14 protein-coding genes and 1 pseudogene are annotated in these 15,995 nt (G+C 66.3%); 7 read left to right on the forward strand and 8 right to left on the reverse strand.

All coding sequences use genetic code 11. The features are described from left to right. Nucleotide 1: 1 nt before the first annotated feature. Nucleotides 2-301, reverse strand: coding sequence for a hypothetical protein (locus CDN36_RS06805; RefSeq protein WP_287496323.1), 300 nt, complete (start codon nt 299-301; stop codon nt 2-4). Here CDN36_RS06805 and CDN36_RS06810 point away from each other — a divergent pair. The 4 genes from CDN36_RS06810 (at nt 300) to CDN36_RS06825 (ending at nt 5,242) form a co-directional block, all read left to right on the forward strand. Beyond that, nucleotides 300-1,343, forward strand: coding sequence for a GGDEF domain-containing protein (locus CDN36_RS06810; RefSeq protein ID WP_150555797.1), 1,044 nt, complete (start codon nt 300-302; stop codon nt 1,341-1,343). The two genes, CDN36_RS06805 and CDN36_RS06810, sit on opposite strands and share 2 nt — an antisense overlap. Nucleotides 1,344-1,379: 36 nt before the next feature. Next, nucleotides 1,380-1,961: a TMEM175 family protein gene (locus CDN36_RS06815; RefSeq protein WP_150555796.1), complete on the forward strand. Its 582-nt coding sequence runs from the start codon at nt 1,380-1,382 to the stop codon at nt 1,959-1,961. A gap of 106 nt (nt 1,962-2,067) precedes the next feature. After that, a complete protein-coding gene (locus tag CDN36_RS06820; RefSeq protein ID WP_150555795.1) occupies nt 2,068-2,286 on the forward strand; it encodes an RNA-binding S4 domain-containing protein in 219 nt (72 codons plus the stop codon). A gap of 196 nt (nt 2,287-2,482) precedes the next feature. Continuing rightward, on the forward strand, nt 2,483-5,242 hold the full coding sequence (locus tag CDN36_RS06825) for a sensor domain-containing protein (RefSeq protein WP_287496324.1): 2,760 nt from the start codon (nt 2,483-2,485) through the stop codon (nt 5,240-5,242). A 5-nt stretch (nt 5,243-5,247) separates the two neighbouring features. Here the strand turns inward: CDN36_RS06825 and CDN36_RS06830 are convergent, their stop codons facing one another. Then, the gene (locus CDN36_RS06830) at nt 5,248-5,481 is read right to left on the reverse strand and encodes a DUF3717 domain-containing protein (RefSeq protein ID WP_150555793.1); all 234 of its coding nucleotides are present in this window, start codon (nt 5,479-5,481) and stop codon (nt 5,248-5,250) included. A 480-nt stretch (nt 5,482-5,961) separates the two neighbouring features. Between CDN36_RS06830 and CDN36_RS06835 the strand changes: the two genes are divergently transcribed. The 3 genes and pseudogenes from CDN36_RS06835 to CDN36_RS06845 all read left to right on the forward strand — a co-directional run. Next, nucleotides 5,962-6,261: a hypothetical protein gene (locus CDN36_RS06835; protein ID WP_287496325.1), complete on the forward strand. Its 300-nt coding sequence runs from the start codon at nt 5,962-5,964 to the stop codon at nt 6,259-6,261. Between the two features lie 381 nt (nt 6,262-6,642). After that, on the forward strand, nt 6,643-6,954 hold the full coding sequence (locus CDN36_RS06840; RefSeq protein WP_150555791.1) for a hypothetical protein: 312 nt from the start codon (nt 6,643-6,645) through the stop codon (nt 6,952-6,954). 161 nt (nt 6,955-7,115) lie between these two features. Next, nucleotides 7,116-7,292, forward strand: a pseudogene (locus CDN36_RS06845) (rubredoxin); the annotation flags it as partial. A 79-nt stretch (nt 7,293-7,371) separates the two neighbouring features. Here the strand turns inward: CDN36_RS06845 and CDN36_RS06850 are convergent. From CDN36_RS06850 to pheT, 6 genes are all read right to left on the reverse strand, one after another. Further along, nucleotides 7,372-7,617, reverse strand: a complete 246-nt coding sequence (locus CDN36_RS06850) for a hypothetical protein (protein ID WP_244958166.1) — start codon at nt 7,615-7,617, stop codon at nt 7,372-7,374. Between the two features lie 281 nt (nt 7,618-7,898). After that, on the reverse strand, nt 7,899-9,479 hold the full coding sequence (locus tag CDN36_RS06855; RefSeq protein WP_150555789.1) for a sensor domain-containing diguanylate cyclase: 1,581 nt from the start codon (nt 9,477-9,479) through the stop codon (nt 7,899-7,901). A 471-nt stretch (nt 9,480-9,950) separates the two neighbouring features. Further along, a complete protein-coding gene (locus CDN36_RS06860) occupies nt 9,951-12,221 on the reverse strand; it encodes a bifunctional diguanylate cyclase/phosphodiesterase (RefSeq protein ID WP_287496326.1) in 2,271 nt (756 codons plus the stop codon). Between the two features lie 380 nt (nt 12,222-12,601). Further along, nucleotides 12,602-13,018, reverse strand: coding sequence for a MerR family transcriptional regulator (locus CDN36_RS06865; protein WP_150555787.1), 417 nt, complete (start codon nt 13,016-13,018; stop codon nt 12,602-12,604). Between the two features lie 83 nt (nt 13,019-13,101). Continuing rightward, nucleotides 13,102-13,494: an integration host factor subunit alpha gene (locus tag CDN36_RS06870; RefSeq protein WP_150555786.1), complete on the reverse strand. Its 393-nt coding sequence runs from the start codon at nt 13,492-13,494 to the stop codon at nt 13,102-13,104. A gap of 62 nt (nt 13,495-13,556) precedes the next feature. After that, nucleotides 13,557-15,995, reverse strand: a complete 2,439-nt coding sequence (gene pheT, locus CDN36_RS06875; protein ID WP_287496327.1) for a phenylalanine--tRNA ligase subunit beta — start codon at nt 15,993-15,995, stop codon at nt 13,557-13,559.

Raw genomic sequence — 15,995 nt, forward strand, 5'->3', positions numbered from 1 at the left:
GTCACGGGCCCGGCGCATCCCCGCCATCTGCGGCATCTGCGGCGCGCGTGTTGTGGCGCATGAGCGCCGGCACGCCATTGCAATTGCCAAGCGACGGACGGCACGGCAGAATTGACGCCGTTCCCGATCGGGGGCCGGCCAGTGCGTCAACGCCGCCGGCGCCCTCGGCCTTAGCCTCGAAACCGTCCGCGCCAGCCACCCCGTGCGCGTGCGCCGTCCAGCTGCCGGGCGCGCCGTCCGGGTCGCTGTCGGCGGCACTGCCGTCGCCTACCCGCCCGGCCTCGCCCATCCGTCGCGACATGACCGCATCCGCCGCCGCATCTCCGAACGCCGCGCCCGCCGCACACCTCTACGGCGCATCCCCGGACGAAGAGGCGGCCCGCCTCGCCGCGCTGCGCCGCTACGAAATTCTCGACACCGCGCCCGAGCCGGCCTTCGAGCGCATCGTGCGTCTCGCCTCGTATGTGGTCGGCGCGCCCATCTCGCTCATTTCGCTGATCGACGAAACCCGCCAGTGGTTCAAGGCGCGGCAGGGCCTCGACGCTGCGCAGACGCCGCGCTCGATGGCGTTCTGCGCACACGCCATTCTCGGCGACGAGGTGCTCGTGGTGCCCGACGCGCGCGCCGATCGGCGCTTCGCCGACAATCCACTCGTCACCGGCGAGCCCAACATCCGCTTCTACGCCGGCGCGCCGCTGCGCACGCCCGAAGGGCACCGGCTGGGCACGCTGTGCGTGATCGACCGCCGCGCGCGCACGCTCGACGATGAAAAGCGCGCCCTGCTCGCCGATCTGTCGGCGCTCGTGGTGGACGCGCTCGAACTGCGCCGCGCGAACCAAGTGCTCGGCGACATGGCCATGCGCGACGCTCTCACCGGGGTGCTCAATCGCCGTGCGTTTCTCATGCAGGCCGAACAGCGTTTTGCCGCCTCGCGTGCGCCGCGGCAGCGCCTGTCCGTGCTGATGCTCGACATCGATCACTTCAAGACGGTCAACGACACGTGGGGCCATGCCACCGGCGATCGCGTCATCGTGGAACTGACGCTGGTGCTGCGCGCCACGCTGCGCAAGGGCACGACGATCGGACGCCTGGGCGGCGAGGAATTCGCGGTGCTGCTGCCCGAAGCCGACGCGCCTCGCGCCGTGCAGGCGGCCGAGCGAGTGCTGGCGGCCATCGGAAACGCCAGCGTGCCCGGCTCCCACGGGCCGGTGCGCTTTACCGCGAGCATCGGCGTGGGAAGCCTCGCGCCCGACGACGCCGATTTCGGCAGCGTCCTGCAACGCGCCGACCGCGCGCTGTACGCCGCCAAACAGGCCGGCCGCAATCGCGTTGCGGCGCTGTAACATCGACAACCATCGAGACGCCGACGAATACCGACTATGGGCAAGAACCGACTGGAAGCGTTCAGCGATGGCGTGATTGCCATCATCATCACGATCATGGTGCTGGAAATGAAGGCGCCGCACGGCAGCGATCTGGCCGATCTTCTGCCGGTGGCGCCAACCTTCCTCACGTATATCCTCAGCTACATCTACGTGGGGCTGTACTGGAACAACCATCACCATCTTCTGCATGTGGTGCAGCGCGTCTCGGGCGGCGTGCTGTGGGCGAACCTGCATCTGCTGTTCTGGCTCTCGCTCGTGCCGTTCGTCACGCACTGGCTGGGGGAGAATCACTTCACCGCCTGGCCGACGGCGCTCTACGGCGTGGTGCTGTTCATGGCCGCCGTGGCGTACTACATCCTCACGCGCGCGCTGCTCGCCGTGCATGGCGAGAACGCCAACGCGAAGCTCGCCGCCGCGCTCGGGCGCGACATCAAGGGCAAGCTCTCCGTGGTGGTGTATGCGGTGGCGATCGGGCTGGCGTTCGTGGTGCCCGAGATCTCGCTCGCGCTCTACGCGCTTGTCGCCGCCGTCTGGCTGATTCCGGATCGCCGCATCGAGCATGTGCTCGAGCGGTGAGACGGCCGGAAATGCCGGCGGGTCCGTGGGCATACCATGCGCGTCGTGAGGCATCGTGGGGCGGCAGTCGACGGGCATCGGGTTTTTACGTAGTATCCGCACCATCATGCAAAACGTCACTTTCGAACTGAACGGCGAATTCATCGCCCTGAACGACCTGCTCAAGCTCTGCGGGCTCGTGGACTCCGGCGGCGCAGGCAAGGCTCTCGTGGCCAGCGGCGCGGTGAGCGTGGACGGCCGGACCGAGACCCGCAAGACCTGCAAGATCCGCGCAGGCCAGACCGTGGCGGTCGACGACGTGCGCATTCGCGTCAAGGCGGCCTGAGCCGGCGCGGCGGCAGCAGCGCAAATACTCCGTCCGAGGCGCGCCGGACCGGCGCCAAGGCGCTGCGCCACGGCGCCCTCCCGGTTTGCCCCATGTGAGCCCGCCCGCGCGGGCCGCTATACTTGAAAGCGTTTTTGGCGTGCCAGCCCAAGTCACCCCCGACATTGTCCGCAGGTCGTCCGAGGAGGACGTCGCGATGGTCGAACCCGGCTCACCGTCTCCCGCCGGCGCCACACTGCCCCCGGGGCGCGAAGCGCTTCTGGAAGCGCTCGACCGCTCGCTCGGCATGCTCACACTGACGCCGGACGGCATCATCGTCGACGTCAACGACAGGCTGCTCGGCGTCTTCGGCTATCCGCGCGCCGATCTGCTCGGCAAACCGCACGCCATGCTCTGTGCGCCCGGCGATCCCGCCTGCGGCGACGCGCTCGAGCGCGTGATCGCCACCGGCCGCTCGCACACCGGCCAGGTGCGCCGGCGCCGCCACGACGGCGCCCCCGTCTGGCTCGAAGCCACCTACAATCCCGTGTTCAACGACAAGGGCGAGCTCGCCTACGTGATCAAGCTCGCCGTCGACGTCACCGCGCGCGTGGAGCGCCAGGCGGCCGACGACGCCCGCCTCCATCTGCTCTCGCTGAGCGTGGACGAAACGGACAACGCGGTGCTTATCACCGACGCCCAGGGCAGCGTGTGCTACGTGAACGCCGGCTTCACGCGCATGCTCGGCTACCGCGCCGACGAAGTGCTGGGCCGCTCGGCGCACGTGCCGTTCGGCGAGATCCGCGCCGAAGAGCTGGCCGAGGGCGCGGCGGCCGTCGACGTCCGGCAGGCGCTCACCGGCTGCCTCGTCTCGGCGCGCGACGGCCGCAGCTGCCATTGCGAGGTGCTCGTGCGCACCGCCCAGCGTCAGCCGCTCTGGGTGTCGATCGTCACCAATCCGATTCTCGACGCCGGCGGCAAGCTCGTGAACGCCGTGGTGCTGTTTACCGACATCACGCAGTCGAAGATTCAGGAAGTACTGCAGCACAAGGCGCTCGCCGCCATGGTGCGCGATGCGCCGCTCGTGGAAGTTCTCACCCTCGTGTGCCGCGAGCTGGAGCAGATCGCCCCCGAGGTCATGGCGTCGGTAGTGCGCGTGGACGCCGAAGGGCGGCTGCGCCCGCAAGCCGGGCCGAGCCTGCCGGCGCAGTACCATCAGATGGTCGACGGCGTGGCGATCGGGCCGAACGTGGGCACGTGCGGTGCGGCGGCGTTCCATGCGCGCCCGGTGATCGTCACCGACATCGCGAACGACCCGCGCTGGGCCGACTATCGTGAGGTGGCCGCCGGCTTCGGTCTGGCCGCCTCGTGGGCGATGCCGGTCATCGCCAACGACGGCCGCGTGCTTGGCGTGCTGGCGTTCTACTACCGCACGCCGCGCGGGCCGGACGCCCTGCACGAGCGTCTCGTCGACGTATGCGTGCATCTGTGCAAGCTTGCATTCGAGCGCGACGAATCTCGCACGCGCATCCGTCAGCTCGCGTTTTCCGACAGCCTCACCGGGCTGCCCAATCGCAGCATGCTCGGCGTGCTGGCTGCGCAGGCCATTGCCAGTGCGCAGGAACTCGGCACGCGCATGGCCGTCGTCTTCATCGACCTGGACCGCTTCAAGCAGGTAAACGACTCGCTCGGACATCAGGCCGGCGACGTGCTGCTGCGCACGATCGCCCAGCGATTGCGGCGCGCGCTGCGCGGGGCGGACATCGTGGCACGGCTCTCGGGCGACGAGTTCGTGGCCGTGCTCACCGAGTGCGATCCGCAGCGGCTCGACATCGCCATCGAGCGCCTGCGCGGCGCGCTGAGCGCGCCCTGCCAGGTCGCCGGCGTGACGCTCGCGCCCTCGGGCAGCTTCGGCATCAGCCTGTACCCGAATCACGGCAAGGACTTCGACCTGCTGCTCCAGCGCGCGGACATGGCAATGTATCAGGCCAAGATGGCCAGCCCGGGCAGCGTGCGCGTCTACCACGAGGACATGAACATCCGCGCGCAGGAGCGGCTCGAGCTCGAGACCGCCCTGCGCGACGCCCTGCGCCGCGGCGCGCTCGAGCTCTTCTACCAGCCGCAGATCAATCTGCTCGACGAATCGGTGTACGGTGTCGAAGCCCTTACGCGCTGGGCGCATCCGCAATACGGCGAAGTGCCGCCCTCGCGCTTCATCGCGCTGGCAGAGGAATGCGGGCTGATCGGAGAACTGGGCAACTGGACGCTGCGCGAGTCGTGTCGCCAATTGGCCGATTGGCGACGGCGCGGCGTGGGCATCGAGAGCGTATCGGTCAATCTTTCGCCGACCAACTTCCACGACCACGATCTGCCGCGCACGATCGCACGAGCGCTCGCCGATCACGATCTGCCTGCCTCGTGCCTGGCCGTCGAGATCACGGAGAGCGTGCTGATGGATCACAACCCGAGCACGCTGCGCATCATCGAAGAAGTCCACGGCATGGGCGTTCGCCTGTCGATGGACGACTTCGGCACGGGCTACTCCAGCCTCGGGTATCTGCGCCGCCTGCCTGTCTCCGAACTGAAGCTCGATCGCAGCTTCGTGCACGACATCGCGCGCGACGAAACGGTGCGCGCGCTGACCAACGCGATCATCAGCATTGGCCGCAACCTGCGTCTCACGGTCGTCGCCGAGGGCGTGGAGACGCAAGCGCAGTGCGATCTGCTCATCGCACAAGGCTATCGCGTGGCACAGGGATATCTGTTTTCGCCCGCGCTGCCGGCCAGCGACTTCGAGCGCTGGCTCGTGCAGTGGTCCGCGCGGCGCGCGAGAGCAGGTGGGAACGTTGGCGCGCAAGTGCTGATGGCGTCCGCACGGACGCCCTCAAACACTCCCGCAACGGCGCCCGCGAACACTCGCATCAAGGCACCCGGCTCGACGGACGCTCCCGGCGCGCCGGATTCAAAGGACGCGTAAGGACCTCACGGGGCGAGGCCGAGTTCCATCTGATGCAGGGCCGTCTCGATGGCCTGGCTTTGCTGCTCGTCGAGGGCGTCGGCCGCGATGCTCGTATCGTGCCGGTAGATCATTTCGCCATAGACGTCGGCCAGCACACGCGCGGCCGGGCACAGTGCCCAATGGCTGTCGGCCGCCTGGCGCCGTGTCCAGTAGTTGATCGCCTGCTCGATCTCGGCGATGGAATAGTTGGCTTTCATGAGAGGTTCTGTCTCGCCGTCAATGAAATACTACGCGAAATACTGTGATTATATACAGTATCCAGAGAATCTGGGAATGGGGCCGTGCACAGGTCGATTCTCGGACCCATGTTTCGGAACTGCAACACTTGATGTGGCGGGACGGAAACGGCCCCCCCCCCTCTTTTTTTCCCATCGACGAAAAGTCCGGCGCCGTCTGGTACGCCAACGCGCCGCACCGCGCATGCCGCGCATGGCGCGGCCGCCGGGCCGCCCACCGCCTTGCGCGGCCTCGTCTCATGAGCATCGACACGCTGCGTTTGCTATGCTGCGGCTTTCGCGCGCCGCCCGGCGTTGCACACTCCGCTCTTTCCGAAATCATCGATGGCTGCAGATCCCTCTGATACGCGCGATACGTCTGATACACCTGATGCCCCTGATGCATCTGACAAGCCCGATGCGTCGAACACCGCCGCTCGCCGCAATGCCGCCGACGCGCCCATGACGCGCGGTGACCACGACGCCCGGCGCAACGCGCCCTCGCCGCCCGCCGTAACGGCACCGCCGCCCGGCGCATTGCCGCTCGCATGGCTCGGGCTGGCCGCCGCTGCCGCGTGGGTGCTCAAAAGCCCGAACCCGACCTGGGGCGTCGGCGTGCTGTGCCTGTGCGCCGGATTGATTTCGTCGTTCGGCGCGCGCCGCCGAGGCCGCGCCCCCTGGCCCGCCTTCTTCACCGGCTTGCTGCCGGTAGGCGTCGCGCTCTTCTTCGCGCTGCTCATGCTGCGCCCGCTGCTGCGCTGACACGTCATCGGGGCGCCACGGCACTGTCACCGGCACGCCAGGCCCTCGCGCTCACGAGTTACCCACAGCTTCTGTGGATAACCCACTGGATAACCCGGCAGCACGCCTTCGAGATGCCCGCCGTTACACGCTGTCAAGAGGATTGCCCGTTTCGGCGTCACGCCTGGGCAAATTTTTTGCGCTTGACGTTTCTCTCCGCATCTGTGCAACGGCGTCATCGCTTTGACACACGGCCGCCCGCCGGGAAAAAGGGTCGGGGCCGCGGTCGGGGGCCAAGGATCCGGGGCGTCTCCCAGGGTTCGCAGTCTCTCGGAATCGGCCTATGATGGAGACACGCGATACCTCGCGATGCATTTCAGCCATTCCGGGAGAACGTCTCGTATGACTCAATCCGACAAACCGAAGGTTTCCACTGCACCGTCGTCAGCCGACAGCCTTGCGACAGAAGAGGAGCGCGTCCACCTGGACGAGTTGCTCGCGCGCCACTCGGTCACCGAGACCGTGGACCGCGCTTCGGTGATCGATCTGATCAAGGCGCTGCGCTCGCCCGACGTGCAGACGCCGGAAGACCGGCAACGGGTGGTCGAGAAGAGCCGGCTGTGGAAGGAAGTGTCGCACCGCGATACCGCCATGTCACTGCTGAACTCGCTCGCCCAGATGGCGCCCATCCTGCTCAATCAGATTCACTGGTGAGCCCACGAGCGCGCCGGCGTCGTCCGGCGCCGATTGATCTGGATTAAATGCGTCTTTCGAAAGCCGCGCGGCATGCACGATTTCGCCATGTCGGTGCCTTACAATGCGGGTCGCGCAAGTTTTCCCCTGTGACCCACATCATGACCACCACCACGCTGGAAGCCCCTACCGAGTTCAAGAGCTGGATCTGCCTGATCTGCGGCTGGATCTACAACGAAGCCGAAGGCGCGCCGAACGACGGCCTCGCCCCGGGTACGCGCTGGGCCGACGTGCCCGCCGACTGGCGCTGCCCCGAATGCGACGTTTCCAAGGAAGATTTCGCCCTCTCCGAGTTCTGAGCGCCTGCGCCGAGACCGGCGCCGGCAACGTTCGGCCAAGGTCATGCGCGGCATGCGCCGTGAGGTGTGAACGCCGGCGTCAGTGGCGCCAGCCCCATCCACGTCCGCCGCGCCAGCCGTCGCGGTAGCCGCGGTAATAGCCGCCCGAGACGCCGAAGGTCACCACGGGCGCCGGCGCCACCGCGTAGCCCGGCGCATAGCCGTAGCCGTAATAGTCGTCGTAGCCGTAGGCGCCGTATGCCGGCTGGCCATACGGCACGGCCACGCAGCCCGCCATCAGCATGACAATGGCAGCACCGCCGGTGAGCATGGACAAGCGTTTCACAATGATGTCTCCCGCATGAGTTCTTGACGCCAGGGCCAGCGACGCCGGCCCCGCACGGATCATTAGACATGCAGGTTCCCGTGAAATGCGGCGAAAGTGTCCGCGCTTTGGTTACCAAACGTGACATTGGTAACACCGCCGGCAGGTGAGCGAAGTCGACGTACCGCGCACACCGGGTGCAAATCCGCGGCGAGGGTGAGGGCCGCGTCGGCGGCCGCCGAGCTCAGCACCGGCCGGCGGCGCCGCGGCGCTCGTGCCGCTTGCGGTGCGGCCGGTTCCAGCTAAAACACCCAGCAGCGATCTCGCCCGGCGCGCTTGGCGCGATAGAGGGCCATGTCCGCACGCTCGACCATGTTCATCGGCGAATCCTCGTCCTGCCACTCGGTGATGCCGAAGCTTGCCGAGAAGCGCAGCGGCGGCTCGCTGCCTTCGAGCGACTCGCGCTTGCAACGCTCGCGAATCCGGTCGGCGACTCGCAGTGCATCGCGCTCCGTCGCCCCGGGCAGCAGAATCGCAAACTCCTCGCCGCCGATGCGGCCGATGAGGTCGTCGCCGCGCAACGTCGACGAACACACGAGCACGAAGCGGCACAGCACCTGATCGCCGATGGCATGCCCGTAGGTGTCGTTGATCGACTTGAAGTGATCCAGATCGGTCACGATCAGGCTCATCGGCTCGTTTCTGCGCTGAGCGGCCTCGAGCAGCTGATCGAAACGGTGGAAGAAATACCGGCGCGTGAGGCTGCCTGTCAGCTCGTCGTAGCTGGCTTCGAAGGCGAGCTGATTGTTCGCCGCGCGTAGTTCCTCGTTCGACTGACGCGCCTCGCGATGGCGCACACGCTCGCGCCAGTAGCTCCAGCTCAGCAGCGCCACGATGATCACGCCGCCCAGATACAGCAGGAAGCACAGCGCCAGATCCTTCGCGTGCTGACGCGTGAGCGCCTCCCATGCTTCGACGTCTTCGACCGCGTAGACGATGAGGTCGTTGCTCGCACTCGGGCGCGAAGCGATCACGAACGGTTGGGAGAAGTCGCCAAACGCCGACATCCGATCGAGCAATTCCTGCGGCACCCACGCGTTGGCGCGCCCTGGCGAGCGTTTGAACTGCGTGATCGGCATGCGCGCGAAATCGTCATGCTGGTAGAGCGCCATGCGCTCCGGAAAGGGCATCGAGCCGACTTTGCCGTCGAGCATGAAGCGATTCTCGAAGCGCGGGTCGTTGGCCATGATCACCACGCCGTTGCCATCGGTCACGAATGACTCGCCGCTTCCCACCCAATGGCGCAGGCGCGTGAGGCCGATCTTCGTCATGACGACGCCAACGAGTGTGCCGTCGCGGTAGATGGGGGCGCTGAAATAGAGGCCGGGCGCCTGTTGCTCCCAGCCGGCCGCGTAGCTCTCGAAGCGAGCGCCAAGCAGCGCCTGAGTCACGTATGGCATGCCGGCGACCGACTGGCCCAGCGGCGACGGCGTGTCGCGGAAGTTGCTCGCCGCCACGCAGATGCCGCGGGCGTCGATCACCCAGATGCGGTCAACGCCGAAATAGCCCTGCGCGCCATGCAGAAACTCGTTGGCGCGCGTCACGAGCTCCGCGCCCGACGCCCCGCCTGCCGGACGCAGCACGTCGCGCAGCAGGTCCACTTCGGCCAGCGTCGAGGGAATGGCTCGCACCATCGCCAGGTCCGTGTTGATGGCGTGCACCATGCCGTCGGCCACCCGCTCGGCGACGGTCTGCTCCGCATCGACATTCTGTGCAAGCTTGTCGCCGACCAGCGAAGTGGCGGTCCGGTCCGCCGCAATCCAGCAGGCGACCAGCACGCCAACCGAGACGCACGCGGCATAAAGCCAATGCCGTATCCTCATCCGAAAATCAAACGCTCGTTCTAATATTATTCACTTCTTACGTTGGCAAAGGTTTCGCCTCATTCGGGTCGCGTTTCTGTCTTTTCCCCGGACAGATGCTCTGGTCGCGACCGGCATTCTCGATGCCGGCAAATACCTGCCAATTCTGGTTTACGCGTCGAACTCTTTTCCTCGTTCCCGATCCCCGGCTTGTCGCGCCCCGTGCCTTCGGATCCGTGCTGCGCCGTATTGTGCTCTCCCACGATTGCAGGCTGTTGACAGCCCGCCTGCCCCTGATCCCGCCGCCTGGAATCGCCGCGCCGGGCGGCTCGCGACCGTCCGTGCGTGTCGCTCCAGATCGTCGCGAAAACCAGGTGATTCTATAGTACTCCGACGCTGAATCCGTGCGAAAAACCGGCAAAAAATCGATGCATCCGAAATACCTATTTAATCTATTAAATAGAAAATGCACCGCCGTCATTCACCCCGGCTTTACCGGCAAATTCCAAAACGCTCGATTACCGATTCCATCTGCTCCATTTCCACCGGGCGGGAAAGCAGATAGCCTTGCGCAAAGAGCGGCACGAAATGACGCAGCCATTCGAGTTGCCGCTCGTTCTCGACACCCTCGACAATCAGATCGATTCCCAGCGAACGCGCAATGTTCACGATGTTCGAGATCATGAGGCACGAACGCGACGAATCCGGAATCGATTCGACGAACGACCGGTCGACTTTCAGCGTGTCGACGGGAAAGCGCGTCAGGTAAGACAGCGACGAGTAGCCGGTGCCGAAGTCATCGAGCGCGATGCGCACGCCCGCACGCTTGAACTGCTGGATCTTCATTTCCACGAGCGCCGGGTTGCGGATCATGACCGACTCGGTGATTTCCAGCTCGAGACGATTCGGCTCGACGCCGTATTCCTTCATGAGTCGCTCGACCAGTTCACTGATGTCGCCGCGCCAGAACTGCACCGACGAGACGTTCACCGCGAGCCGCAGCGAGGCCATCGGCGTGCCGCGCCACGCCGCGAGTTGCCGGCAGGCCTGGGTGAGCGCGAACTCGCCGATCGCGACGATCTGGCCGGTCGTCTCCGCCAACGGGATGAATTCGCCCGCCGCGAGCACGCCGCGCTGCGGATGCCGCCAGCGGATCAGCGCTTCCATGCCGCATATGCAATCGGTCTCCAACGCCACGATGGGCTGATAGGCGAGGAAGAACTCGCCATTGGCGAGCGCCTGCTCCATCTCGCGCTCCCATACCACGAGCTGATGCGCCTGGTAGGTCATCTGTTGCGTATACACGCGCACCACGCTCTTGCCCGCTTCCTTGGCGGCGTAGAGCGCCAGGTCGGCCTTCCTGATGAGGTCCGCCTCGGTCTCTTCCGGCTTCGACCAGAACGTCACGCCGATGCTGGCATGCAACGCGAACGAGGTGCCGCCCGCCACCATCGGCGCCCTGAGCGAGGCGAGCATCGCCTCACCGAGCGGCACGGCCTGCTCCGGCACGCCCTCGCCTTCGAGCAGCACGGTGAACTCGTCGCCCGCGAAGCGCGAGAGCGTCGCCGACGGCGGCATGCACGCCGCGAAGCGTTCAGCCACTTGCCGGATGATCTCGTCGCCCTGCGTGTGGCCGAGCGTATCGTTCACGCTCTTGAAGTTGTCCAGATCCATGTGCAGCAGCGCTACCTTGCCGAGCTGCGCCGGGTCGCTCAACGCGCGGCGAAGCGCCTCCATGAAGGCGTAACGATTGGGGAGTTCGGTGAGCGGGTCGTAGGAGATGAGCCGGGTGAGCTGCTGATCGCGACCGATGAGCCGCTGCATCAGGTAGGCGATGAGCCCGAAAAAGACGACGAGCGCAACCGACACGAAGGTCGCCATCGTCAGATAGACGCGCTCGACATGGCGATACTCGGCGAGCTCCTCGTCCATCGACAGGCCGACCTGTACGGCCAGCGGGTAATCGCGCAAGTGACGATACGCCACGATGCGCTCGACGCCGTCGATCGGGTCGCGCTGCACGCCCGAGCTGCGCTGATCGGCCGAGAACGGCGGCAGCTCGCCGGTGCCGGTGTAGGCAACGCCGGCCCCGGCGCTGCGTGCCAGTAAAGCGCCGTCGTCGGCAATGACGGCGATCTGACCATACTGGCCCAGCACGGCGTTGGTGTAGAAGTCCGTCGTGAAATAGCTCGGCTCGAGCGAGACGACGACCACGCCGCCAAAGCTGCCGTCGGGGTTGTTGAGCCGCCGGGTGAACTGGAGCACCCACTTGCGCGAGACGCGGCCGAAGACCGGGTGGCTGATGAACAGACGGTCACCGGCGTCTTCCACATGCACGCGAAAGTGCTCGCGGTCGGCGATGTTGACGCCGGCCCCGCCGGGCAACGTGGCCGCAATCACGTTGCCGCTCGCGTCCGCCATGCTGACGAGCACCATGAAGCGCTCGGGCACGACGCCCGCGGCCAGCGCCTGCTTCAGATCGAAGTTCCGACGGCCGTGCTCGAACTCGTACTTCACGAAACGGGTGATCTGATCGACTTGCCGGATGGCGCGCAGTGTCTGCTGCTCGAGCGCACTGGCGACCGTCGAGGCCGCTGCGGCCGTGTCGCGCAGCACGGCCTTGTGCTCGATGGACACGCGCCAGAGCACCGCCGTCCATACGAGGACCAGGATCAGGAAACCGAAAATCAGTATGGCAACGATAGAGCGGTAAGACGCGGCCCAACGCCCGCGTCGCGCTCCCGTCGTGCTCGGTTGCGCCATAGGTCGAGATCCTTTCAGCCTTCGCGCCACTGCGCGATAAGGTCGGTATTGGCCCGGTGGTCAGGAGGATCCAGGAGGCGCCACTGCCGGACACCGTTGTTTGCGGCAAGTGTAAGACAATCCCGCCAGCCCCGGAAGTCGTCCGCGCGTCCCCGATCGGCGGGCGCGGCGCGTGTTGCAGGGCCCTCGGGCGCTCCGTCGTATTCGCCCTTCGTTGCTACTGACCTGGCGTCCCGCTCGCCATCTCCATGCGGCAGACGAGCGCCATCCCACCGGATGGGGTGTCATACGTCGGATTACGGAAGTTTCAGGCGCCGCCACATCGGGAGAATCCCGGAGGCGTCTGCGGCGGCCCCGGGAGGGCGTCGGGCAGCGCGCGGTCAGGACTTCAGCAGCTCGATGACGGCCTCGAGACCGCGGCGTAGATCGGCCAGGTCGAACCGAGAGGCCACGTCAGGCGCGGCAGGCGTGTCGGGCGCGTCGGCCCGCGCGCTTGTCACGCCGGCGGCGGCGCCGCTCGCGGTGCGCCCGCCGCGCGGCGCATCGGCTTCGAGCCGGTTACGCGCCCCGTTGATGGTGAAGCCCTGCTCATAGAGCAACTCCCGGATTCGCCGGATCAACAGGACTTCGTGGTGTTGGTAGTACCGCCGGTTGCCGCGCCGCTTGACCGGGCGAAGTTGCGTGAACTCCTGCTCCCAATAGCGCAGTACGTGGGGCTTGACGCCACACAGTTCACTCACCTCACCGATGGTGAAGTAACGCTTGGCGGGAATCGGCGGCAAGGCAACGTGATCCATCGCAGCGCGAGCGGAATGGGATGACGGTTAAATTGCGGACGAAAAAACCGACGGCCGCCACAGAATGCAGCGGCCGTGACGACTTACTTGCTCAGCAAGCCAGATTCGACCATCGACTTGAGCTTCTGGCTGGCGTGGAAAGTGACGACGCGACGTGCGGCAATCGGAATGGCCTCGCCGGTCTTGGGGTTCCGGCCCGGCCGCTGCGGCTTGTCGCGCAACTGGAAGTTGCCGAAGCCGGAGAGCTTGACGCTGTCGCCCGACTCCAGTGCGTCGCGGATCGATTCGAAGAACGCCTCGACCATATCCTTCGCTTCGCGCTTGTTCAGGCCGACGTGCTCGAACAGCAGTTCGGCCAGTTCGGCCTTGGTCAGCGTCGGCGCTTCGGTCGCGACATCGTTGACTTCGCTTCGGCCCAGCGCGATACGTTGCGCCGCGAGCATGGCTTCAAATTCACCAGGATTCATTTCGTTCATACGTCCCACGCGATGGCAATGACAGTGCGATAACTCACTCGCAACCAGACTTCTACTGAGCTTTACGCGCGCAAACGTGCGCCGAACGCTTCCACTCGCTGCACCAGCGCGTTAATGGCGCCCTGGACCGTTTCGTCCTGCAACGTACCCGAGGGGTCTTGCAGAGTAACACGAAACGCCACGCTTTTGTCCTGGGCACCAAGCGAGCCCGACGCGGCGCCGGCCTTCGGTCGGAACTCGTCGAACAGACGCACCGATTGCACCACGCTGCACACCGGGTCGTCGTGGCGCGCGGCCAGCATCGCGTCGAGCAGCCCCTGCACCGGCTGCGCCTGATCGACCACCAGCGCAATGTCGCGCGTGACGGGCGGGAATTTCGAGATTTCCTCGTAGCTCGCCACGTCGCGCACGAACAGTGCCTGCGCTTCGATCTCGAAGAGGACCGGCGCGTGCGGCAGGTCATATTTCTGCTGCCAGCGCGGGTGCAGTTCGCCGATGAAACCGACGCGCTTGCCATCGACCTCGATGGCCGCGCTGCGCCCCGGGTGCAGCGCCGGATGCTCGGCCTTCACGAAGCGGGCCGTGCGCGGGGCCAGCAGCGCCTCGAGGTCACCCTTCACGTCGAAGAAGTCGACCTGACGCGTGGGTGCGCCCCACTGCTCCTCGAGCACCGGGCCGTAGGCGAGCGCCGCCACCGTAAGCGGCTGGCGGTAGCCGCCCACGCTCAGCTCGCCCGACGCCACCGTGTTGTCACGGTGATAGGTGCGGCCGATCTCGAACACACGCACGCGCGAGGCCTTGCGGTTCAGGTTGTAGCGCGTCGTGGCGATCAGGCTGCCGATGAGCGTCGAGCGCATTACCGCGAGGTGGCTGGCGATCGGGTTGAGCAGCTTGATTGGGTTGTCGTTGCCGGCGAAATCGGCCTCCCATTCGACGTCGACGAAGCTGAAGCCGACCGTCTCGTGATAGTCGCGTGCGGCAATCGCGTGACGCACGGCGTGCTGCGAGCGACGACCTTCCTGCGTCGGACGCATTTCGCTCGCCGCCACCGGCGGATTGGCCGGAATGCGGTCGAAACCGTAGATGCGCGCGACCTCTTCGATCAGATCCTCTTCGATCTCGATGTCGAAGCGGTACGACGGCGGCGTCACTTCGAATACGCCGTCGTGCAGCGTGAACGGCAGGCCCAGACGCGTGAAAATGGCGCCCATCTCGTGCTCGGTCACCGGCACGCCCAAAATCTTGACGGCACGGGCCACGCGCATCTTCACCGGCCGGCGCTCGGGCAGCTTCGCGACGATGTCGTCGAGCGGGCCGGCCTCGCCGCCGCAAATCTCGAGCACCAACTGCGTGGCGCGCTCGAGCGCACGCACGTTGCCGGCGAAATCCACGCCGCGCTCGAAGCGATGCGATGCGTCGCTCGAGAAGTTGTACTTGCGCGCGCGGCCCTGAATGGCTTGCGGGTAGAAGAAGGCGCCTTCGAGGAAGATGTTCCGCGTCTCGAGACCGGCCTTGGTGGAGTCGCCGCCCATGATGCCCGCCAGCCCGATAGGACCGCTCGCGTCGGTGATGGCGAGCACGCTCTCGTCGAGCGTCACGGTCTGCTCGTTGAGCAGCTTGAGCGTTTCGCCGGCGCGGCCGAAACGCACGTCGATCCCGCCCTGCAGGCGGTTCAGATCGTAGACGTGCAGCGGCTGCCCAAGCTCGAGCATCACGTAGTTGGTGATGTCGACGAGCGCCGAGATGCTGCGCTGGCCGGCGCGTTCCAGACGTTCCACCATCCAGCGCGGCGACGGCGCCGCGGCATTGACGTTGCGGATGATACGGCCGCCGAAGCGTCCGCAACCTTCCGGCGAGCTGATGCGCACCGGCAGCTTGTCGGCGATCGTGGCCGGCAGGGCGCCCTGCCCCGGCAAGTCCTTGAGCGGCGCGCCGGTAATGGCTGCGACCTCGCGCGCGACACCCAGCAGCGAGAGGCAGTCGGCCTTGTTCGGCGTGAGCTTGACGACGAACACGGTGTCATCCAGGTCCAGGTACTCGCGGATGTTCATGCCGACCGGTGCGTCTTCCGGCAGGATCAGCAGGCCGGCGTGGTCGTCCGAGAGCTTGAGCTCGCGTGCCGAGCACAGCATGCCAAAGCTCTGCACGCCGCGCAGCTTGCCAACCTTGATCTGGAACGGCGCCCCCCCTGCTTCGGCCGGCGGCAGTGCCGCCCCCACCGTCGCGCATGGCACCTTGATGCCCGGTGCGACGTTCGGCGCGCCGCACACGATGGTGAGCGTCTCGCCGGTGCCGGCATCGACCTGGCAAACGTTCAGACGGTCGGCATCCGGATGACGGGCGACTTCGAGCACCTTGGCCACGACCACACCGGTAAACGGCGGGGCGACCGGATTGGTTTCCTCGACTTCGAGCCCGGACATGGTCAGGGCGTGCGCCAGCGCGTGCGTCGACAAATCCGGGTCGACCAGGGTACGCAGCCACGATTCAGAGAATTGCAT

Source organism: Pandoraea sp. CB10b_02, assembly GCF_002216225.1.
In the GTDB taxonomy this organism is placed as follows: domain Bacteria; phylum Pseudomonadota; class Gammaproteobacteria; order Burkholderiales; family Burkholderiaceae; genus Pandoraea; species Pandoraea nosoerga.

Coding starts and splice junctions, on each gene's coding strand:
- CDN36_RS06870 (WP_150555786.1), bottom strand. CDS start 13,494: ATGAACGAAATGAATCCTGGTGAATTTGAAGCCATGCTCGCGGCGCAA.
- CDN36_RS06865 (WP_150555787.1), bottom strand. CDS start 13,018: ATGGATCACGTTGCCTTGCCGCCGATTCCCGCCAAGCGTTACTTCACC.
- CDN36_RS06810 (WP_150555797.1), top strand. CDS start 300: ATGACCGCATCCGCCGCCGCATCTCCGAACGCCGCGCCCGCCGCACAC.
- CDN36_RS06855 (WP_150555789.1), bottom strand. CDS start 9,479: ATGAGGATACGGCATTGGCTTTATGCCGCGTGCGTCTCGGTTGGCGTG.
- CDN36_RS06830 (WP_150555793.1), bottom strand. CDS start 5,481: ATGAAAGCCAACTATTCCATCGCCGAGATCGAGCAGGCGATCAACTAC.
- CDN36_RS06835 (WP_287496325.1), top strand. CDS start 5,962: ATGACGCGCGGTGACCACGACGCCCGGCGCAACGCGCCCTCGCCGCCC.
- CDN36_RS06840 (WP_150555791.1), top strand. CDS start 6,643: ATGACTCAATCCGACAAACCGAAGGTTTCCACTGCACCGTCGTCAGCC.
- CDN36_RS06815 (WP_150555796.1), top strand. CDS start 1,380: ATGGGCAAGAACCGACTGGAAGCGTTCAGCGATGGCGTGATTGCCATC.
- CDN36_RS06860 (WP_287496326.1), bottom strand. CDS start 12,221: ATGGCGCAACCGAGCACGACGGGAGCGCGACGCGGGCGTTGGGCCGCG.
- CDN36_RS06825 (WP_287496324.1), top strand. CDS start 2,483: ATGGTCGAACCCGGCTCACCGTCTCCCGCCGGCGCCACACTGCCCCCG.
- CDN36_RS06805 (WP_287496323.1), bottom strand. CDS start 301: ATGTCGCGACGGATGGGCGAGGCCGGGCGGGTAGGCGACGGCAGTGCC.
- pheT (WP_287496327.1), bottom strand. CDS start 15,995: ATGCAATTCTCTGAATCGTGGCTGCGTACCCTGGTCGACCCGGATTTG.
- CDN36_RS06820 (WP_150555795.1), top strand. CDS start 2,068: ATGCAAAACGTCACTTTCGAACTGAACGGCGAATTCATCGCCCTGAAC.